General features: G+C 64.9%; 15 protein-coding genes. 3 read left to right on the plus strand and 12 right to left on the minus strand.

All coding sequences use genetic code 11. The annotated features are described in order from the left end of the window. Positions 1 to 12 precede the first annotated feature (12 nt). The 6 genes from OWC48_RS38740 to ltnD all read right to left on the minus strand — a co-directional run bounded on the left by OWC48_RS38740 (position 13) and on the right by ltnD (position 9,480). On the minus strand, positions 13 to 1,215 hold the full coding sequence (locus tag OWC48_RS38740; RefSeq protein ID WP_282524714.1) for an efflux RND transporter periplasmic adaptor subunit: 1,203 nt from the start codon (positions 1,213 to 1,215) through the stop codon (positions 13 to 15). Then, positions 1,202 to 4,381: an efflux RND transporter permease subunit gene (locus OWC48_RS38745; RefSeq protein ID WP_282524715.1), complete on the minus strand. Its 3,180-nt coding sequence runs from the start codon at positions 4,379 to 4,381 to the stop codon at positions 1,202 to 1,204. The genes OWC48_RS38740 and OWC48_RS38745 overlap by 14 nt, the downstream gene beginning before the upstream one ends. Positions 4,382 to 4,628: 247 nt before the next feature. Next, complete coding sequence (locus tag OWC48_RS38750) at positions 4,629 to 6,320, minus strand: methyl-accepting chemotaxis protein (protein ID WP_282524716.1); 1,692 nt, start codon at positions 6,318 to 6,320, stop codon at positions 4,629 to 4,631. A 168-nt stretch (positions 6,321 to 6,488) separates the two neighbouring features. Further along, positions 6,489 to 7,766 carry a 3-oxo-tetronate kinase gene (gene otnK, locus OWC48_RS38755; protein ID WP_282524717.1) on the minus strand — a complete coding sequence of 426 codons (1,278 nt, stop codon included), beginning with the start codon at positions 7,764 to 7,766 and terminating at the stop codon, positions 6,489 to 6,491. Next, positions 7,763 to 8,545 carry a 2-oxo-tetronate isomerase gene (gene otnI, locus OWC48_RS38760; RefSeq protein ID WP_282524718.1) on the minus strand — a complete coding sequence of 261 codons (783 nt, stop codon included), beginning with the start codon at positions 8,543 to 8,545 and terminating at the stop codon, positions 7,763 to 7,765. Before otnI ends, otnK begins: the two co-directional genes overlap by 4 nt. 17 nt (positions 8,546 to 8,562) lie before the next feature. Further along, positions 8,563 to 9,480: an L-threonate dehydrogenase gene (gene ltnD / locus OWC48_RS38765; RefSeq protein ID WP_282524719.1), complete on the minus strand. Its 918-nt coding sequence runs from the start codon at positions 9,478 to 9,480 to the stop codon at positions 8,563 to 8,565. Between the two features lie 105 nt (positions 9,481 to 9,585). Here ltnD and OWC48_RS38770 point away from each other — a divergent pair, with 105 nt between their 5' ends. Continuing rightward, entirely contained in the window at positions 9,586 to 10,260 is a 675-nt protein-coding gene (locus OWC48_RS38770) for an aldolase (protein ID WP_282524720.1), read from the plus strand. 182 nt (positions 10,261 to 10,442) lie between these two features. Here OWC48_RS38770 and OWC48_RS38775 read toward each other — a convergent pair whose 3' ends face one another. The 6 genes from OWC48_RS38775 to OWC48_RS38800 form a co-directional block, all read right to left on the minus strand. After that, positions 10,443 to 11,147 (minus strand): ABC transporter ATP-binding protein, encoded by a 705-nt coding sequence (locus OWC48_RS38775; RefSeq protein ID WP_282524721.1) that lies wholly within the window; start codon positions 11,145 to 11,147, stop codon positions 10,443 to 10,445. Further along, the gene (locus tag OWC48_RS38780) at positions 11,131 to 11,862 is read right to left on the minus strand and encodes an ABC transporter ATP-binding protein (protein WP_028146884.1); all 732 of its coding nucleotides are present in this window, start codon (positions 11,860 to 11,862) and stop codon (positions 11,131 to 11,133) included. The genes OWC48_RS38775 and OWC48_RS38780 overlap by 17 nt, the downstream gene beginning before the upstream one ends. After that, positions 11,859 to 12,842 carry a branched-chain amino acid ABC transporter permease gene (locus tag OWC48_RS38785; protein WP_282524722.1) on the minus strand — a complete coding sequence of 328 codons (984 nt, stop codon included), beginning with the start codon at positions 12,840 to 12,842 and terminating at the stop codon, positions 11,859 to 11,861. Before OWC48_RS38785 ends, OWC48_RS38780 begins: the two co-directional genes overlap by 4 nt. Next, a complete protein-coding gene (locus OWC48_RS38790; RefSeq protein ID WP_014496898.1) occupies positions 12,842 to 13,720 on the minus strand; it encodes a branched-chain amino acid ABC transporter permease in 879 nt (292 codons plus the stop codon). The genes OWC48_RS38785 and OWC48_RS38790 overlap by 1 nt, the downstream gene beginning before the upstream one ends. Before the next feature lie 173 nt (positions 13,721 to 13,893). After that, entirely contained in the window at positions 13,894 to 15,138 is a 1,245-nt protein-coding gene (locus OWC48_RS38795) for an ABC transporter substrate-binding protein (protein WP_282524723.1), read from the minus strand. 89 nt (positions 15,139 to 15,227) lie between these two features. Further along, complete coding sequence (locus tag OWC48_RS38800; protein WP_282524724.1) at positions 15,228 to 16,043, minus strand: putative hydro-lyase; 816 nt, start codon at positions 16,041 to 16,043, stop codon at positions 15,228 to 15,230. A gap of 120 nt (positions 16,044 to 16,163) precedes the next feature. Here OWC48_RS38800 and OWC48_RS38805 point away from each other — a divergent pair, with 120 nt between their 5' ends. Then, a complete protein-coding gene (locus tag OWC48_RS38805; protein ID WP_282524725.1) occupies positions 16,164 to 17,081 on the plus strand; it encodes a LysR family transcriptional regulator in 918 nt (305 codons plus the stop codon). 32 nt (positions 17,082 to 17,113) lie between these two features. Then, positions 17,114 to 18,364, plus strand: a complete 1,251-nt coding sequence (locus tag OWC48_RS38810) for a Zn-dependent hydrolase (protein ID WP_282524726.1) — start codon at positions 17,114 to 17,116, stop codon at positions 18,362 to 18,364.

Here is an 18,364-nt window from a genome sequence, read left to right on the forward strand (position 1 = left end):
AGGTGAAGAAGTCTAGCCCTTGGGCGCCTGCTTCTCCGAGGCCGTCGCCGGCTTGCCCTTAGCGCCGGCGCCGGTAACGCGAACCTGGTCGCCGTCGGAAAGACCATCCGGCGGGGCAGTGATGACGCGGTCGTCGGGGGCGATGCCCGAGGCGAGTTCAACCTCCTTGCCGAGATCGCGCGCGATGGTCACGGTCTTGAATTGCACCTTGTCGTCCGCACCGACGGTCGCAACACGCAGGCCGCTGCCGTTGAAGATCAGCGCGCTGGCGGGAATGCTCAGCGGCGCGGTCTCGCGCTGCAGGTTGAGCTTCACGCTGGCATAGCCGCCGGGCATCAACTCGCCGTTGGAATTGTCGAGCCGAAGCTGCATGCGGGTGGTGCCTGAGGCGACGTCGACGGCCTGCGAAGACGCCTCGACCGTCGCCTGGAATGTCCGGTTCGGGTATTCCGGCATGACCATGGTGGCCTTGGCGCCGATCTTGATCGCCGGCACGTAGTTCTGGGGAACGTTGACGTAGACGCGCAGCCTGGTGATGTCGGAGACCACGAACATCGCCGGGCCGGAGCCGCCGCCGGCATTGATCAACGCGCCGACGTCGGTATCGCGCGCCGTGACCACGCCATCGAACGGCACCGTGATCTTCTTGTAGCCGGCCAGCGCTTCAAGCCGCTCGACATTTGCCTGGCCTGAGTGGACGGCCGCGTTCTTGTTGGAGAGATCGGCGGTGCGCTCGTCGATCTCCTGCGCGGAGACGAAGTTGGAGGCGACCAGCGTCTTGCGCCGGTTGAGCGTTGCTTCCGAGAGCCTGGCGCTTGCCTGCTGGCTGGCCAGATCGGCACGGGCCTGAAGCAGTTGCTGGTCGAGGTCGGGCGCCTCGATCTCAGCGATCACCTGCCCCGCCTTGACGCGCGCGCCCATGTCGACGCTCCAGCTCTTCAGATAGCCGGAGACGCGTGCGAAGATCGGCGCGCGGTAATAGGCTTCGAGCCGACCCGGCAGGTCGATGGTGCCGTTGAGGGATTTTGCGTTCGGCAGCGTCACCGCAACGCTGGGAACGGCCTGATCGTCGGTCCATTCCTTGAGCTTGGAGCCCTGCTCCTCGCGGGCACGAATGCCGGTGCCGACGACGAGGCCTGCCGCAATCAGCGCCACCACGCCGAAGATGCCCAGTTTCCGGTGCGACACCGGGGAGCGGGGTTCAGTGGGCGACATGCGGAGTCTCCAATGGGGCGGCGGCTTTGGCGCCTTGTTTCTTGTGTACCATACTGAACACCACGGGAACAAACATCAGCGTGGCGAAAGTTGCAAAGATCAGGCCGCCGATCACGGCACGGCCAAGCGGCGCATTCTGCTCGCCGCCCTCCCCGAGCCCCAGGGCCATCGGCGCCATGCCGATGATCATGGCGAGCGCGGTCATCAGCACCGGGCGGAACCGGACGAAGCCGGCCTCGAGTGCAGCGGCGACGGGGTCACCGAGCTCCTCGTAGCGCTCGCGGGCGAACGAGATCACGAGCACGCTGTTGGCGGTGGCAACGCCCATGCACATGATCGCGCCGGTCAGCGCCGGCACCGACAGCGTCGTCTCGGTCATGAACAGCATCCAGACGATGCCGGCGAGCGCGGCCGGCAGCGCCGTGATGATCACGAACGGATCGGACCAGGATTGGAAGTTCACGACGATCAGGAAGTAGATCAGCACGACGGCACCGAGCAGGCCGAACAGAAGACCGGTGAAGGCGCTGTTCATGGTCTGCACCTGGCCGAGCAGCACCACGGAAGAGCCCTTCGGCACGTCCTTGGCGGTGTCGGCGATCACCTGGCGGATGTCGGCGGCGACCGCGCCGAGATCGCGGCCCGAGGTCGTGGCAAAGATCTGCACCATCGACTGGATGTCGTATTGCGACACCACCGCGCTCGAGGTCGAGCGCTTGATGTCGGCGATGCCGCCGAGGATCGGCGATTGCGAATTGCCGGCCGCCGTGATCGGCAGCGTCTGGAGCGCGCTGAGCGAGTCGATCTGATATTGCGGCGTCTGCATCACGATCGAGTAGGACACGCCGTTGTCGGGGTTGAGGTAGTAGGTCGGCGCCACCTGCGAGGAGCCGGCGAGATTGACCACGAGGCTATTGGTGACGTCGCGCTCGGTCAGGCCGACATATTGCGCGCGGGTGCGGTCGACGTCGATGTTGAAGGTCGGGTTGTTCGGCGACTGCTGGATGCGCGCATCGGCAACGCCGGGAATCTTGCGGACCTTCGCCAGCAGGCTGTTGGCGTAGGCGAAGTTGGCGTTGATGTTGGCGCCGCGGATCTGCAGGTCGATCGGCGCCGGCGCGCCGAAGTTCAGGATCTGGCTGACGATGTCGGCGGGGAGGAAGGCGAAGCTGACGCCGGGGAACAGGCGCGGCAGCTGCTCGCGCAGCACGCGCACGTGCTCTTCCGTCGGCTTGTGACCTTCTTTCAGCTTGATCTGGATGTCGCCGTCCTGCGGGCCGATCACGCCCGTGTTGTTGTAGGTCATGTTGATGCCGGAGATCGGCATGCCGATGTTGTCGGTCAGCGTCTCGATTTCGCCGGGGATCAGCTTGCGGATCGCCTTCTGGACGTCGGCGAGCTGGTTCGCCGTCTCCTCCACGCGGGTGCCGACCTGGGTGCGGACATGCATCAGGATATTGCCGGCATCGACCGCCGGGAAGAAGTTGCGTCCAAGGAACGGCACCAGCGCGAAGGACGCGCCGACCACGCAGAGGAAGCCGATCACGAACACCGTGCGGTGCGCCAGCGCGAGCCCGAGGAAGTCATGGTAGCCGCCGCGAATGCGCTCGAACCGGGCCTCGAAACCGCGCTGGAACCACACCAGCGGATTACGCGACTTCGGCGGGCCGCCCTCATGATGGACGTGCGCCTGCAGCAGATAGTTCGCCATGGTCGGCACCAGCGTGCGCGACAGGATGAACGACCAGATCATCGCGAACATCACGGCTTCGGCCATCGGCACGAACAGGAAGCGTGCGACGCCGGTGAGGAAGAACATCGGCACGAACACGATGCAGATACAGAGCAGCGAGACGAAGGCCGGCGTCACGATCTGGTTGGCGCCGTCGAGGATCGACTGCTCGACCGGCTTGCCCTGCTCCAGATGGTAGTTGATGTTCTCGATGGTCACGGTGGCGTCGTCGACGAGGATGCCGACCGCGAGCGCGAGGCCGCCGAGCGTCATGATGTTCAGCGTCTCGCCGATCGCCGACAGCATGATGATGGCGCCGAGCACCGAGAGCGGGATCGAGACCGCGATGATGACCGTGGAACGCCAGCTGCCGAGGAACAGCAGGATCATGACGCTGGTCAGCAGCGCCGCGATCACGCCTTCGATCGCGACGCCTTGAATCGCACCGCGGACGAACACCGACTGGTCGCCGATGAAGCCGATCTTCAGCGCGTCCGGCAGCTGGTCCTTGACGTCGATCACCTTCTGCTTGATGCCTGCGATGATATCGAGCGTCGAGGTCGCGCCCGCCTTCAGCACCATCATCAGCACCGAGCGGTTGCCGTCGACATGGACGATGTTGGTCTGCGGCGGATTGCCGTCACGCACGGTCGCGACGTCGCGCACATAGACCATCGCGCCGTTGACGGTCCTGATCGGCAGATTGCCGAGCTCGTCGATCTTCAGCGGCGAGTTGTTGAGCTGGATGTTGTATTCGAACTGGCCGATCTTCTGGGTGCCGACCGGTGTGATCAGGTTTTGGGCTGCGAGCGCGTTGGCGACGTCCTGGCCCGACAGGCCACGAGCCTGGAGCGCGGTCGGATCGAGGTCGATCTGGATTTGGCGCTGCTTGCCGCCGAACGGATACGGGATCGCCGCGCCGGGCACGGTGACCAGCGGGGTGCGCAGATTGTTAATGCCGATGTCGGCGAGGTTCTGCTCGGTCAGGCCATCGCCCGACAAAGCCACCTGGATGATCGGCACGGTCGAGGCGGAGTAGTTCAGGATCAGGGGCGGCGTTGCGCCCGGCGGCATCTGCTTCAGCAGCGTCTGCGAGATCGCGGTGACCTGCGCGTTGGCGGTGCGGATGTCGACGTTCGGCTGGAAGAAGATCTTGATGATGCCAAAGCCGTTATAGGAGTTGGCGGCAATGTGCTCGATGTCGTTGACGGTCGTCGTCAGCGCGCGCTGGAACGGCGTGGTGATGCGGCCGGACATCTGGTCCGGCGGCAGGCCGGTGTACTGCCAGACCACGCCGATCACGGGGATGCGGATGTCCGGGAAAATGTCCGTCGGCGTCCGCAGGGCCGCGAGCGGCCCGATGATCAGGAGCAGAAGCGCGAGCACGACAAACGTGTAGGGTCGGCTCAGGGCAATACGAACCAGAGCAATCATTCGTCAGGCAATTCCAAATCGGGGGACAGGGAACACGCCCCACGGCTTCCCTGAGCTGATTTACCCGAACACCGCGGAAATGGCCAACGACAGCGCCGCCCCGTGCGGTCACTTCCCTGCTATCGCACTGCGAAATCGCATTCCAGATATGCAGCTTGCGGCCGGAAGATTATGGAAGCGGCTTGCCCCCACGTAAAAAAGCGGCGCCCGCGGGGCGCCGCTTTCAGAACTGAGATGGTATCCCGGCTCAGGCCGCGCGGACGTTGGTCAGGAACTTGCTGACCTCGGTCTTCAGCCGCGTGCTGTCGTTGGACAGCATCTGCGCTGCCGACAGCACCTGTGAGGAGGCCGTGCCGGTCTCGGTCGCGCCGCGCTGCACGTCGGTGATGTTGGAGGAGACCTGCTGGGTGCCCTGCGCCGCCTGCTGCACGTTACGGGCGATCTCCTGGGTCGCGGCGCCCTGCTCTTCCACCGCAGCCGCAATCGCCGAGGAGATTTCGGAGAGACGCTCGATGGTCGAGGAGATCTCCTTGATGGCGCCGACCGAGTCGTTGGTCGCCGCCTGGATGCCGGAGATCTGCTGGCCGATCTCGCCGGTCGCCTTGGCGGTCTGCTCGGCGAGCGCCTTCACCTCGGAAGCCACCACCGCGAAGCCGCGGCCGGCTTCACCGGCGCGCGCCGCCTCGATGGTCGCGTTCAGCGCCAAGAGGTTGGTCTGGCCGGCGATGGTGTTGATCAGCTCGACGACGTCGCCGATGCGGGAGGCCGCCTTGGACAGTTCGCTGACGCGCTCGGTGGTGGCGCGGGCCTGGCCGACGGCATCGCCCGCCATCCGCGCCGATTCCTGCACCTGGCGGCTGATCTCGCCGACCGAGGAAGCCATCTCCTCGGTGGCCGAGGCCACCGACTGCACGTTGGTGGATGCTTCCTCCGAGGCCGCGGCGACCGTCGTCGCCATCCGCTGCGAGCGGTCGGCGGTCGAGGTCAGCGTCGAGGCGGAGGCTTCGAGCTGGGTCGAGGCCGAGGACACGGTCTGGACAATCTCGCCGATCATCGTTTCGAAATCGCGGGTGATGCCGTCGACGCGGCGGCCGCGCTCGATCTTGGCTTCGGCATCGGCGGCGGCGGCCTCGTCGGCGGCTTTCTTGGCGATCAAGGCTTCCTTGAAGATCTGGAGCACATCGGCCATGGCGCCGATCTCGGTCTTCTCGCCGCGATGCGGGACTTCGGCGGAGAGGTCGCCCTTGCCGAGCGCCTGCATCGGCTGGATGATCGAGTTGATGCCGGCGGAGACGTCCTGGACCAGGTAGAAGCTGACGCCGATGCCGATGATCACGGCGGCGCCGAGGATGATCGAGACCAGCATGAAGGCATAGAAATAGCTGTCGGAGGCATCCTGGGCGGCCTGGTCGCCGCCCTTGGTGTTGAGTTCGATGTCCTTCATCAGGACCTCATCCGACGCAAGGCCGATCTTGTTGACCGTCTTGGTATTCAGCTCCTGCGCGTCATGCGGAACCTTGCCGGCCTCCTTGCGCGACAGCGCGAAGACGTCTTCGGTGCCCTTCTTGTAATCGTCCCAGAGCTTGGCCCATTCGTTGTACAGCCGGCGCTCTTCGGGTGAGGTGATCATCGGCTCGTAGGCCTTGCGGGACTTGGCGAGCGCCTCGATCACGATGCCGGCCGTTTTTTCGTTGGCGAGCTTGTCCTCGAGGGTCTCGGACAGCATGTGCTGGCGAACGACGTTGCGATAAGTGATGACGCTGGCCCGGAGTTCGCCGAGCACCCGGACGCTGGGCAGCCAGCTCGTGGTGATGTCGGTGGTGTTGGCGTTCATCGACCGCATCTTCGTGACGGCGAGCAGGCCCATGCCGGTCATCGCGACCAGCAGGAGCGCCACGACACTGATGATCTTGGCGCGGATTGAGATGGTGGCGAGCATGATCGGGTCTCTTTGTGCTGGCGCGGTGCGCGTCCGGAAATTTTACGAATCAATCAAAGGGAGCAGCACCGACATCCAACACCAGAGCACCTGAGCAGATGTTAACTACGACTCCGTACGAGTACGGAACCCGAAAGAAATGAACAGGCGGCTAAAAATGCTCTGCGCTCAGCGCATGAGCCCAAGTGCGTCCGTGAAAAACTCCGCGCCGCCAAAATTTCCGGACTTAAGAGCGAGCAACATCTCGCCCGCATCCGCACCGACCGCGCGCAGCACCGGGACGCCCGCTGCGATTTCTACTCCCACGAGAAATCCGGGAATCCTCAACCGGTCGACCACGGCGCCGGATGTTTCGCCACCCGCGACGATCAAGCGCCGGACGCCGGCCTGCACCAGGCCTTCGGCGATGTCGGCCATCGCCTGCTCGATGGCATGTCCGGTGGCATCGCGGCCGTGACGCGCCTGCAGCGCGGCGACCTGATCCGGTGTCGCACTCGAGGCGATCAGGACCGGCCCCTCGGCGAGCCGCGGTCTGGCCCAGGCGAGCGCACGCCGCGCTTCGCTTGCACCTGCGACAATTTGCGCGGAATCGAGGTGCAGCACCGGCATGACCCGCTCGGCATTCGCGATCTGCTGAAGCGTCGCTTGCGAGCAGCTTCCGGCAAGGCAGGCAGCCGGGCCGCCGACCACGGCACCCGCGTCGTTGCCCGCAATGTTCGACCGCACCTTTCCGGTCGACACCAGCGCACGCGCCAACCCAAGGCCGATGCCTGAGGCGCCGACAGATAGCCCATGTTCGGCGGCGACGAGGCCGATGGTCTCAAGGTCGCGGTCGAAGACGGCGTCGATGATCGCGGCACCGATGCCCTTGCCCGCGAGCTCGGCCAGCCGCGCCCGCACGGCATCTGCGCCGCGCGTGACGGTCGCGAGATCGACCAGGCCGGTTTGCGTCCTGCTCTGGCGCGCCAGCACGCGCACCAGGTTGGAATCGCGCATCGGGTTGAGCGGATGGTCCTTGAGCGGGCTCTCGTTCAACGGCACGGCGCCGACGAACAGATTGCCCTGGTAGACCGTGCGACCGGTCTCCGGGAAGGCCGGCGTCACCAGCACGACGGCCTCGCCGCTATCGGCGCGCAGCGCGTCCATCACCGGGCCGATATTGCCTGCATCGGTGGAATCGAAGGTCGAGCAGATCTTGAACAGCACATGGCGCGCCCCGCGGCCACGCAACCATGTCTCCGCCGCGCGCGAGCGCGACACGGCAAGGCCTGCCCCGATCGAGCGGCTCTTCAGCGACACCACGACTGCGTCGACCTCGGGCAGCGCGAGGTCGTCCGCGGGCACGCCGATGGTCTGCACGGTACGCAGGCCCGCGCGCGTCAGCGTGTTGGCGAGATCGGAGGCGCCGGTGTAGTCGTCGGCGATGCAACCCAGTGCGAGCGTCACGGCTTCACTCCCGCATAAGGCTTGAACCAGGCGAGGCCATCGGTCGTCTTGCCGCGCGGATTGTATTCGCAACCGACGAAGCCGGTATAGCCGAGCCGGTCGAGTTCAGTGAACAGGAACGGATAGTTCAGCTCCTCGCCGTCGGGCTCGTTGCGCGAGGGGATGCTGGCGATCTGGATGTGGCCGATGATCGGCATCATCTCGCGCAGGCGCATGGTGACGTCGCCGTGGATGATCTGGCAGTGATAGATGTCGAACTGGAGTTTCAGGTTCGCCAGTCTCAGCTCCTGGATCAGGTCGCGCGCGAAGCCGAAATCGTTGAGGAAGTAGCCGGGCACGTTGCGCGCATTGATCGGCTCGAGCACGATGTCGATGCCGTGCGGAGCGAAGAACTCCGCAGCCCACGCCACTGATTTGTAGAACGCCTCGATCGCGACGCGCTCGCCGCGGTTGGCAATGCCGGCCATCAAGTGCAGCCGCTTGACACCGGTCGCCTTGGCGTAAGGCAACGCGGTCTCCAGGCTCGCCTTGAGATCGGCGAAGCGCTGGGGAAGCGCAGCAAAGCCCTTCTCGCCGGCATCCCAGTCGCCCGGCGGCAGGTTGAACAGCGCCTGCGTCAAACCGTTGCGCTTGAGCCGCTCGCCAACCACCTCGGCCGGATGCTCGTAGGGAAAGAGGAATTCGACCGCGGTGAAGCCCGCTTGCGCGGCGGCGTCGAAACGGTCGAGGAACGGCACCTCGGTGAACATCATCGAGAGATTGGCGGCGAAACGGGGCATTTGAAATCCTCTTGGCTCTACTTGTCGCCGGGAAGTTTTGCGCCGGTGACCTGCGCGTACATGCGCGCCACCGAGGCGTCGTCATCGCGGCCCATGCCGGCCGCTGATGTCATCAGGAACATCTGGAGAGCGGCGGCCGAGACCGGCACCGGGAATCGGGCGCTGCGCGCCATGTCCTGGATGATGCCGAGGTCCTTGACGAAGATCTCGACCGCGCTGCGCGGCGTATAATCGCCGTCGAGCACGTGCGGCATGCGGTTCTCGAACATCCAGGAATTACCGGCGGAAGCCGTGATGACCTCATAGACCTTGCGGATGTCGAGGCCCTGCTTGGCAGCGAACGCCATTGCTTCGCTGGCGGCGGCGATATGCACACCGGCGAGCAACTGGTTGATCATCTTGAAGGCGGCGCCCTGCCCAGCGGCGTCGCCGAGCTCGTAGAGTTTTGCCGCCATGGCATCGAGCGCCGGCCGTGCCTTTGCAAAGGCAGCGGGACTGCCGGAGGCAAGGATCGTCAGCTCGCCTTGGGCCGCACGCTGCGCGCCGCCGGAGATCGGCGCATCCAGATAGTGACGGCCGGTCGCCTCCAACTGTTTTGCGAGGCGACGGGCTACATCCGGGTCCATGGTGGCGGAGGACAGGAAGACGCTGTCCTTTGGCAGGGTCTCGGCGGCGCCATCCTTGCCGAACAGGATGGTCTCGGTCTGCGCGGCATTGACGACGACGCTGACGACGATATCGGCGCCCTTGGCCGCTTCCGCCGGCGTGCTGGCGCCTGCGCCGCCGTCCTTCACGAAACGCGCCACCGCGTCAGCCGAGACGTCGCAGCCGGTCACGGCATGACCGGCGCGCTTCAGCGAGGTCGCCATGCCGAACCCCATCGAGCCGAGCCCGATGACGGCGATACGCTGATTTTGTGACGTGGAGGCGGACATGCAACTGACCCTTGCGAACGTTTCCTGGACGGCCGCCCTTTGCGGCGGCTCACTGATCCGAATAACACGGCTTGGCCGCGCTGCCAAAGCGTGAGACAAGCGGGCATGACGGCCATGAGCAACGAGACCCGGCTGCGTGAGGATATCTGCCGCTTCGGACGGTCCTTGTTCGAGCGCGGGCTGACGCCGGGCTCTTCCGGCAATATCAGCGTCAGGCTGGACGGCGGCGGCTGGCTGGTGACGCCGACCAATGCCTCGCTCGGCTTCCTCGATCCCGCGAAACTGTCGCGGCTGGACGATCAGGGCCGGCTGGTTTCGGGCGACGCCCCGACCAAGGAAGTTCCGCTGCACACCGCGCTCTACGACACACGCGGAAGCGCACGCGCCATCGTGCATCTGCACTCCACCCATTCAGTCGCGCTTTCGATGCTGCCCGAGATCGACCCGCGCGCCGCGCTGCCGCCGATGACGGCTTATTATCTGATGAAATGCGGCGCCACCGCGCTCCTGCCCTATTACCGCCCCGGCGATCCTGCCGTGGCGGATGCGATCAAGGGACTGGCCGGCAAATATTCATCCGTGCTGCTCGCCAATCACGGCCCGGTGGTCGCCGGCGACACGCTGGAGGCCGCGGTGTTCGCGACGGAGGAGCTGGAAGAGACGGCGAAGCTGTACCTGCTGCTGCGCGGGATGAACCCGCGGTATCTGTCGCCGGACCAGGTGACGGATCTGGTGAAGGTGTTCGGGGTGACGCTGCCGGAGCATGCGCATGAGCATTAGCGTCGTACCGTCATGGGCGGGATAGAGTCACCCCATCCACCGCTGTCATTCCCCGCGAAAGCGGGGAATCCAGTACGCCGCGGCTTCTCCGTATCCCTCTGATGTCTCGGAATACTGGATCGCCCGATCAAGTCGGGCGATGACACCGAAAATGTGGGACGAGCGTGCCCCACACTTTGCGACTACAGCCCCAGATACGCCTTGCGCACATCCGGGTTGCCCCTGATCTCCGCTGCCGGGCCCTGCATCAGCACGCGGCCGGTTTGCAGGATGTAGGCGCGGTCGGCGATCTCGAGGCATTCGGCCATGCGCTGCTCGACGATCAGCACGGTCATGCCGGAGTCACGGATGAGCTTCACCGCCTGAAAAATCTCGTCGACCAGCTTCGGCATGATGCCCTGCGAGGGCTCGTCCAGCATCAACAGCCGCGGGCGCGTCATCAACGCGCGGCCGATCGCGAGCATCTGCTGCTCGCCGCCGGACAGCGTCTCGGCGCGCTGCTCCAAACGTTCCTGGAGACGCGGGAACAGCTTGAAGACCAAGTCGAGCGGCCCTTCACGATCCGTCTCGCCACGATAGAGATAACTGCCGAGGCGCAGATTGTCGCGCACCGACAGGCGCGGGAACAGACGGCGGTTCTCCGGCACATAGGCGATGCCGGTGGCGGTGATGTGATGCTGCGCCATGCCGTCGAGGCGCTTGCCGTCGAACGTCACCGTGCCCGAGCGCGGGCGCTCGGCGCCGGCGATGGATTTGAGCAGCGTCGACTTGCCCGCGCCATTGGCGCCGGCGACGCAGACGATCTCGCCCTTCTGGACCTCGATCGACACCGCGGAGATCGCGACCAGGCCCTGATAGGCGGTCGTGACTTCATGCACCGACAGCATGACGATCTCCCAGATATGCGCTGATCACCTTGGGATCGCGAACGACGTCGGAAGGCTTACCCTCGACTAGCACCTTGCCGAGGTCGAGCACGATGGCGCGGTCGACCAGCGGCATCACGATCTCCATGACATGCTCGACCATCAAGACGGTGATGCCGGCATCACGCACTTTGCGCACCAGCGCGACGCCGGTCTGCGCCTCGGTCGGCGTCAGGCCGGTGAGGACTTCGTCCAGCAGCAGCAGCTTCGGTTCGGTCGCCAGCGCACGGGCGACTTCGAGGCGGCGTTTCTCGGCCGGCACGAGGTCGCTCGCGAGCACGTCGGCGCGCGCGGCAAGGCCGGTGAATTCGAGAACCTCATGCGCCTTGCGGCGTGCCTCGCGCATCACGGTGTTGCGGACGAGAGCACCGACGATGACGTTGTCGATGACAGTCATGGTCTCGAAGCTCTTGACCACCTGGAAGGTGCGCCCGACGCCACGCTGGCAGCGCTCGGCCGCCGGCATGTTGGTGACATCCTCGCCGTCGAACCAGATCGACCCCTGTGTCGGCGGCAACACGCCGGCGATCAGATTGAACAGCGTCGACTTGCCGGCACCGTTCGGCCCGATCAGGCCGACGATCTCGCCGCGGCCGACCGAGATCGAGACATCGCTGTTGGCGACGAGGCCGCCGAACCGCTGCCAGACACCGCGGGTTTCAAGGAGCGCGGTCATCGCGTGGCTCCCTTCGCTTTTGAACGGGAGAACAGGCTCACCAGACCGCGCGGCAGGGCCAGCGAGATCGCCACGATGAGTGCGCCATAGACGATGAGGTCAACGCCACGGCCGGAGCCGCCGATATAGGAGCGCGTCAGCTCGGTCATCGGGATCAGGATGGCCGCCCCTAGCACCGGGCCCCAGAGGGTGCCGATGCCGCCGAGCACGGCCGGCAGCGCCATCAGCAGCGAGAACTGGAAGCCCATCACGCTTTCAGGATCGATATAGGCGAGAAACTGCGCATAGAAGGCACCGCCGATGGCAACGAGGAAGGCGGAGACCGCGGCCGCGCCCATCTTGGAGTTGAACACGACGACGCCGAGGCTCTCGGCTGCTTCCGGATTGTCCTTCACCGCGCGCCACCAAAAGCCCCATTTGGAGTCTTCCAGCCACCAGGTGACGAACCAGGCGAGGCTGCACAGCACCAGCGCGAAATAGAAGTACGGCAGCTTGCTGCGCATGAACTGGAATTTCAGCCAGCTGTCACCGCGCACGGGAACGGTGATTCCCATCGCAGCCCCCGCCCATTCCCAGTTCTGGAACAAGAGCAGTCCGATCTCGGCGATGACGATGGTCGCGATCACGAAGTAATGGCCGCGCAGGCGGAAGAAGGGATAGCCGAGCCCCATTGCGATGATCGCCGCAATCACGCCGCCGGCGAGCATGCCGAACCAGGGCAGCACGCCGAACTTGGTGAACAGCAACTCGGTGGTGTAGGCGCCGATGCCGAAATAGAGTGCATGTCCCAGCGAGATCTGCCCGCAATAGCCGGACAGGATGTTCCAGCTCTGCGACAGCGCCGCATACATCAGGGTCAGGATCAGGATGTTCTGGACGTAGACATCCTTGATGAGCAGCGGGGCGAGCGCCGCGAGTGCGACCAACACCGCGGCGATGATGAGGTCGCGGCGGCGCCGCGCGGCAAAATTCTTGTCCATCACATCGACCCGAACAGGCCGCGCGGCCGGATGAAGACGACGAGCAGGTAGACGGCGTAGATGCCGACCGATTTCAGCGACGGCGGCAGCACCAGCGCCGTGACAGCCTCGACGAGACCGACGATGATGCCGCCGGCAAAGGCGCCGAACACGCTGCCGAAGCCGCCGAGCGCCACCGTGACGTAGGCGATCAGGGCAAAGGACGCGCCGACGTCGGGATAGATGTAGAAGAACACCGCCATGATCGCGCCGGCGAGACCAACCAGCGCGGCGCCAAGGCCCCAACCGAACGCAAACACGCGGTTCTTGTCGATGCCGACGAGTGCGACAGCGCCCGGATCTTCACGCGTCGCTTCCAGGGCGCGGCCGAAGTCGGTGCGGTGGATGAACAGGTAGAGACCGGCGAAGGCCGCGATCGAGACCAGCGCCCCGACCAGTTGCGGCTCCGGCAGGAAGATGCCGGCAACCGAGATGGTTTTACCGCCGAGCCAGGACTGTGGAATGCTGCGATAGTCCGGCGTGAAGAAGTACTGCGCGAGGCCGCGCATGACGATCGCCAGACCGAAAGTCGTGAAGATCTGCACCATGCCGGCATTGGCCTTGGCCCGCATGGCGAAGCGTACAAGGAGTAGATAGACCACCGCTCCGAAGACGAACATTGCCGCGGCGACCAATGGCGCCGACAGCAGGGGGTCGATGGCGAAGAAGGCGAACAGGAAGAAGGACAGGTACATCGCGATCATCAGGAACTCGCCGTGAGCGAAGTTCGTGACGTCCATCAGGCCGAAGATCAGCGCGAGGCCGACCGCGATCAGTCCGTAGAGCAGACCCATGAGAAGGCCGCTCGCGAGACTCTGGATAATGGCTTGAGCTGTCAACTGTAGTCCCCCGTTCGAAACGTCATCGTTTGCTCCGTCATTGCGAGCGAAGCGAAGCAATCCAGCATCTCGCCACGGAGACACTCTGGATTGCTTCGTCGCTTCGCTCCTCGCAATGACGAGGCACGTGCGACGATCTCGATTTGCTCCCCTGCTCCCGCGCTCCGAAACGCTTACTTCATCGGCCAGATCGCTTCGGCGATCGCGGCCTGCGGCGGGAAGATGGTGACGAACTTGCCGCCGACATATTGCAGCAGCACCGGGTCGGCGTCGTTGTTCTGGCCGGCCTCGTCGAACTTGACGCGCTTCCAAGGCATGATGGTCTGCTCGCCCGGGATGTCGGTCGCGGCCAGTGCATCGCGGATCTTCTCGCCGTCGGCCGACTTGGCGCGGTTGATGGCGTCGGCCAGGATGATCAGACCCATGAACTGGCGCGAGGTGAGGTCGTTGAAGTCCTTGCCCGATCGCGCCTTGAACATCTCGTTGATCTTGCCGACCATCGGACGCTTCTGCGCGAGATCGAGCGAGAAGGTGCCGCGCGAGATCACGCCTTCGAGCTTGTCGCCGACGGCGTCATAGAGCGCCTTCTCCGAGAAGCCGGCGTCCTGCGCCACGATCGCGTTCGGCTTGTAGCCCAGCTCGGCCATGGTCTTGACCAGCAGGATGCCGTCCGTGGTGTAGCTCGACGGCATCAGCACGTCGGCATTGGCGGTCTTGAGCTGCTGCACCTCGGCCGAGAGCGAGGGCGAGTTGGCGCGATACTTGATGTCGGTGACGATCTTGTAGCCGCGCTCGCCGGCGATCTTGGCCTGGGCGTTGCCGGAATCGGTGCCGAAGATGGTATCCTCATGGAACAGCGACAGCGTCTCGATCTTGGTGCCCTTCTTCTTCAAGGCATCGAAGAAGTCGAACATCGCGGCCGAGTACATCTCGTCGTGCGGGGCGGCGCGGAAGTAATATTTGAGGCCGCGGCGATGCAGGCTCGGCGAGGAGTTGTCGGCGGAGACGAACGGTATCTGGTAGCGTTCGCAGATCTGGCTGACGGTGACCGCGACCGCGCTTTGATAGGTGCCGATGATCGCGGAGACCTTCTCCTGCGTGATCAGGCGCTCGGCTTCGGCGCGGCCCTTTTGCGGATCGGCCTGATGGTCGGCGAACACGAGACGGACTTTTGCGCCGCCGAGGCCCGGCAGACCCTCGCCCTTGGCCAGCGGCAGATCGAAATCGGTGTCCTTGTTGATGACCTCGAGCGCGGTCTCATAGGCCTTCTGCGCGTCGACGCCCTGCTGCGCGCTGCCGCCGGAGAACGGATAGATGACGCCGATCACGATTTCCGAGGTCTGGGCGCGTGCAGCGAGCGGCACCAGCGCGGCAGTGGCGGTGGCTCCTAGCAGCACGTCGCGGCGAGAGATCGTCATGGCAAAGTCCCCTGTTACTAAATTTCGAGTGATCGAATGGAGCGATTGATGGATGCGGTAAAGCCCGAAGAAGCAGCAAACGCTGCCTACTAAATCACGGCCATGTTCCGGTTCTTCAGATCCGTTACCAGCATCAGGCCGGGCGAATGCGTGATCGCGAACGGCAGCCTGGCGGCGTTGATCACCGATTGCGGCGTCACGCCGCAGGCCCAGAACACCGGGATCTCGTCGTCGGCGACGGGCACGGGATCGCCGTAGTCCGGCTTGGCGAGATCCTTGATGCCGATCAGGTGCGGATGCCCGAGATGCACGGGTGCACCGTGCACGGCGGGATAACGCGAGGTGATCTGCACCGCGCGGATCGCATCGGCCGGCTTGAACGGACGCATTGACACCACCATGGGACCGGCGAACGGACCGGCCTCGCCGCAGGCGATGTTGGTGCGGTACATCGGCACGCGCACGTTCTGCTCGATGTGGCGGATCGGCATGCCCTCGTCGAGCAACGCCTCTTCGAACGAGAACGAGCAGCCGAGCACGAAGGTCACGAGATCGTCGCGCCAATGCTTGGTCACGTCGGTCGGCTCGTCGACCACTTCGCCGTCGCGCCAGACGCGGTAGCGCGGCACGTCGGTGCGGATGTCGAGATCGGCGCCGAGCGCGGGAATGTGCGGGCTGCCGACATCGGACATGCCGATGATCGGGCACGGTTTCGGATTGAGCTGGCAGAAGCGGTGAAAGGCGCTGGCGTATTCGGCCGGCAGGATCGCCAGATTGCCCTGGACGAAGCCGGGAGCGACGCCGGCGGTAGATCCGACCTGGCCGCCGCGATAGGCGAGCCGCGCCTGACGGCTCGGGAGGGTGTCGGGCGTTTCAGTTTGCTGCGCTGCCACCAAAACAGTCATTTGATCGACCTGCCTATAAACTCGACAAAGACAGCCAACACCAAGCATGCTATAAAGTCTAATCTTCCTTTTTAATCGATGTCGATAAATTCAATTTATCGGACGGGAAAATCCTTCTCAATGCTGGACTTCAGGTCGATCGAAACTTTCCTCTGGGTTGTGAAGCTCGGGAGCTTTCGCGGCGCCGCAGCACGGCTCAATACGACCCAGCCGGCGATCTCCCAGCGCATCGCCCAGCTCGAGCGCGAGATGGGCGTGAAGCTCCTCAACCGCGATCATCGCGTTGCTTCTCCGACGCCGAGCGGCCGACAGATGATGGTCTATGCCGAGAAGCTGATCGGTCTCCGCGCCCAGATGATCGCCGAGATCGGCGACCGCTCCGCAATGCGCGGCGTGATGCGCCTCGGCGTCGCCGAGACCATCGTGCACACCTGGCTGCCGCGGCTCGTCAAGAGCATGAACGAAGTCTATCCGAACCTGTCGCTGGAGATCGAGGTCGACATCACGCCGAACCTCACTGCGCGCCTGCTCGCGCAGGAGATCGAGCTCGCCTTCGTGGTGGGGCCGCTGTCGGCGTCGGGCGTCCACAATCGCGTGCTCGCGGATTATCCGATCGGCTTTCTTGCAAGCCCCTCGCTCGGGCTCGGCGACGGCCCGGTGACGCGCGCCGACCTCGCGCGGTTTCCGATCATCACCTTCCCGCGCAAGACCAGACCCTATGAGGTCGTACGCGAAGTCTTCGACCGGCCGGAGCTGCCGCCGATCCGGCTGCATGCGTCCGCATCGCTGGCGACGGTCATCCATATGGCGGTCGAAGGGCTCGGCATCGCCGTGATCCCCGACGCCATCGTCGAGAACGAGCTCGCCGACGGGCGGTTGCAACTGCTCGAAACCGATCTCACCATCGCGCCGCTGACGTTCACGGCGAGCTGGCTCGCCTCGCCTGACGTCGTCGCGGTGGAGCGCGTCGCCGAGCTCGCACGGCAGATTGCGCAGAGCAGCCTCGCGGTTGACGAGTCCGCGCCGGCGCGTCATTGAAAAAGGCGCCGGACAACCGAGAGACCGACCGCATGAGCCGAGCCGCCACCAATCTGCAAATCGATTCCGCCCGCCTCTGGGGCTCCATCCACGAGACCGCCCAGTTTGGCGGGACGGCCAAGGGCGGCGTACGGCGGCTGACGCTGAGCAGCGAAGACAAGCAGGTGCGCGACTGGTTCCGCAAGGCTTGCGAGGACGCCGGCCTCGAGGTGCACACCGATGCGCTCGGCTCGCAGTTCGGCCTGCGCAAGGGCCGCGACATGTCGAAGCTGCCCGTCGGCATCGGCTCGCATCTCGACACCCAGCCGACCGGCGGCAAGTATGACGGCATTCTGGGGGCGCTCGGCGCGCTGGAAGTGATCCGCACGCTGAACGACGCCGGCATCGAAACCGAAGCGCCGATCTGCGTCGTCAACTGGACCAACGAGGAAGGCTCGCGCTTCGCACCGGCGATGATGGCGTCCGCGGCTTACGTCGGCGATTTCACCACCGATGACATCCTGTCGCGCAAGGACATCGACGGCACGACCGTCAGCCAGGCGCTCGACAGCATCGGCTATCGCGGCGACAAGCCGGTCGGCTTCCAGAAGCTCGGCTGCTTCGTCGAGCTGCACATCGAGCAGGGTCCGATCCTCGAGGCCGAGGGCAAGACCATCGGCGTGGTCGATTCCGGCCAGGGCGTGCTCTGGTACGACGGCAAGATTTCCGGCTTCGAGAGCCATGCGGGATCGACGCCGATGCCACTGCGGCGCGACGCGCTCGCGACGCTCTCCGAAATCGTGCTGGCGATGGAGGCGATTGCCAAGAAGCACGGGCCGAAGGCAGTCGGCACCATCGGCGAGGCCGTGATCGCAAACCCCTCGCGCAACGTCATTCCCGGCGAGATCGCCTTCACCATGGATTGCCGCAGTGCGGATGGTGCCATCATGGATGCGCTCGATCGCGATTTGCGCGCCGCCATTGCCGAGATCGCAGCGCGCCGCAAGGTCGAAGTCAAGATCGACCTGGTCTGGCGCAAGCCGCCGACGCATTTCGATCCCAAGCTGATCGCGGCGGTCGAGAACGCGGCGAAGACGCTCGGTTATTCCTCGCGCCGCATCACCTCCGGCGCCGGCCACGATGCCTGCAACCTCAACACCGTCATGCCGGCGGCGATGGTGTTCGTGCCCTGCAAGGACGGCATCAGCCACAACGAGCTGGAAGACGCCACGCAGCCCGACTGCGCCGCGGGCACCAACGTGCTGATGCATACCGTGCTGGCGATCGCCGGCGTCGCGTCCTGA

It is taken from the genome of Bradyrhizobium sp. Arg816 (assembly GCF_029989365.1).
Lineage (GTDB): Bacteria > Pseudomonadota > Alphaproteobacteria > Rhizobiales > Xanthobacteraceae > Bradyrhizobium.

What these genes read in the sequence shown, in the direction of transcription:
- OWC48_RS38805 (WP_282524725.1), top strand. Translation starts at nt 16,164, where the DNA reads ATGCTGGACTTCAGGTCGATCGAAACTTTCCTCTGGGTTGTGAAGCTC.
- OWC48_RS38750 (WP_282524716.1), bottom strand. Translation starts at nt 6,320, where the DNA reads ATGCTCGCCACCATCTCAATCCGCGCCAAGATCATCAGTGTCGTGGCG.
- OWC48_RS38795 (WP_282524723.1), bottom strand. Translation starts at nt 15,138, where the DNA reads ATGACGATCTCTCGCCGCGACGTGCTGCTAGGAGCCACCGCCACTGCC.
- OWC48_RS38810 (WP_282524726.1), top strand. Translation starts at nt 17,114, where the DNA reads ATGAGCCGAGCCGCCACCAATCTGCAAATCGATTCCGCCCGCCTCTGG.
- OWC48_RS38800 (WP_282524724.1), bottom strand. Translation starts at nt 16,043, where the DNA reads ATGACTGTTTTGGTGGCAGCGCAGCAAACTGAAACGCCCGACACCCTC.
- OWC48_RS38775 (WP_282524721.1), bottom strand. Translation starts at nt 11,147, where the DNA reads ATGCTGTCGGTGCATGAAGTCACGACCGCCTATCAGGGCCTGGTCGCG.
- OWC48_RS38745 (WP_282524715.1), bottom strand. Translation starts at nt 4,381, where the DNA reads ATGATTGCTCTGGTTCGTATTGCCCTGAGCCGACCCTACACGTTTGTC.
- OWC48_RS38780 (WP_028146884.1), bottom strand. Translation starts at nt 11,862, where the DNA reads ATGACCGCGCTCCTTGAAACCCGCGGTGTCTGGCAGCGGTTCGGCGGC.
- otnI (WP_282524718.1), bottom strand. Translation starts at nt 8,545, where the DNA reads ATGCCCCGTTTCGCCGCCAATCTCTCGATGATGTTCACCGAGGTGCCG.
- OWC48_RS38785 (WP_282524722.1), bottom strand. Translation starts at nt 12,842, where the DNA reads ATGGACAAGAATTTTGCCGCGCGGCGCCGCCGCGACCTCATCATCGCC.
- OWC48_RS38740 (WP_282524714.1), bottom strand. Translation starts at nt 1,215, where the DNA reads ATGTCGCCCACTGAACCCCGCTCCCCGGTGTCGCACCGGAAACTGGGC.
- ltnD (WP_282524719.1), bottom strand. Translation starts at nt 9,480, where the DNA reads ATGTCCGCCTCCACGTCACAAAATCAGCGTATCGCCGTCATCGGGCTC.
- OWC48_RS38770 (WP_282524720.1), top strand. Translation starts at nt 9,586, where the DNA reads ATGACGGCCATGAGCAACGAGACCCGGCTGCGTGAGGATATCTGCCGC.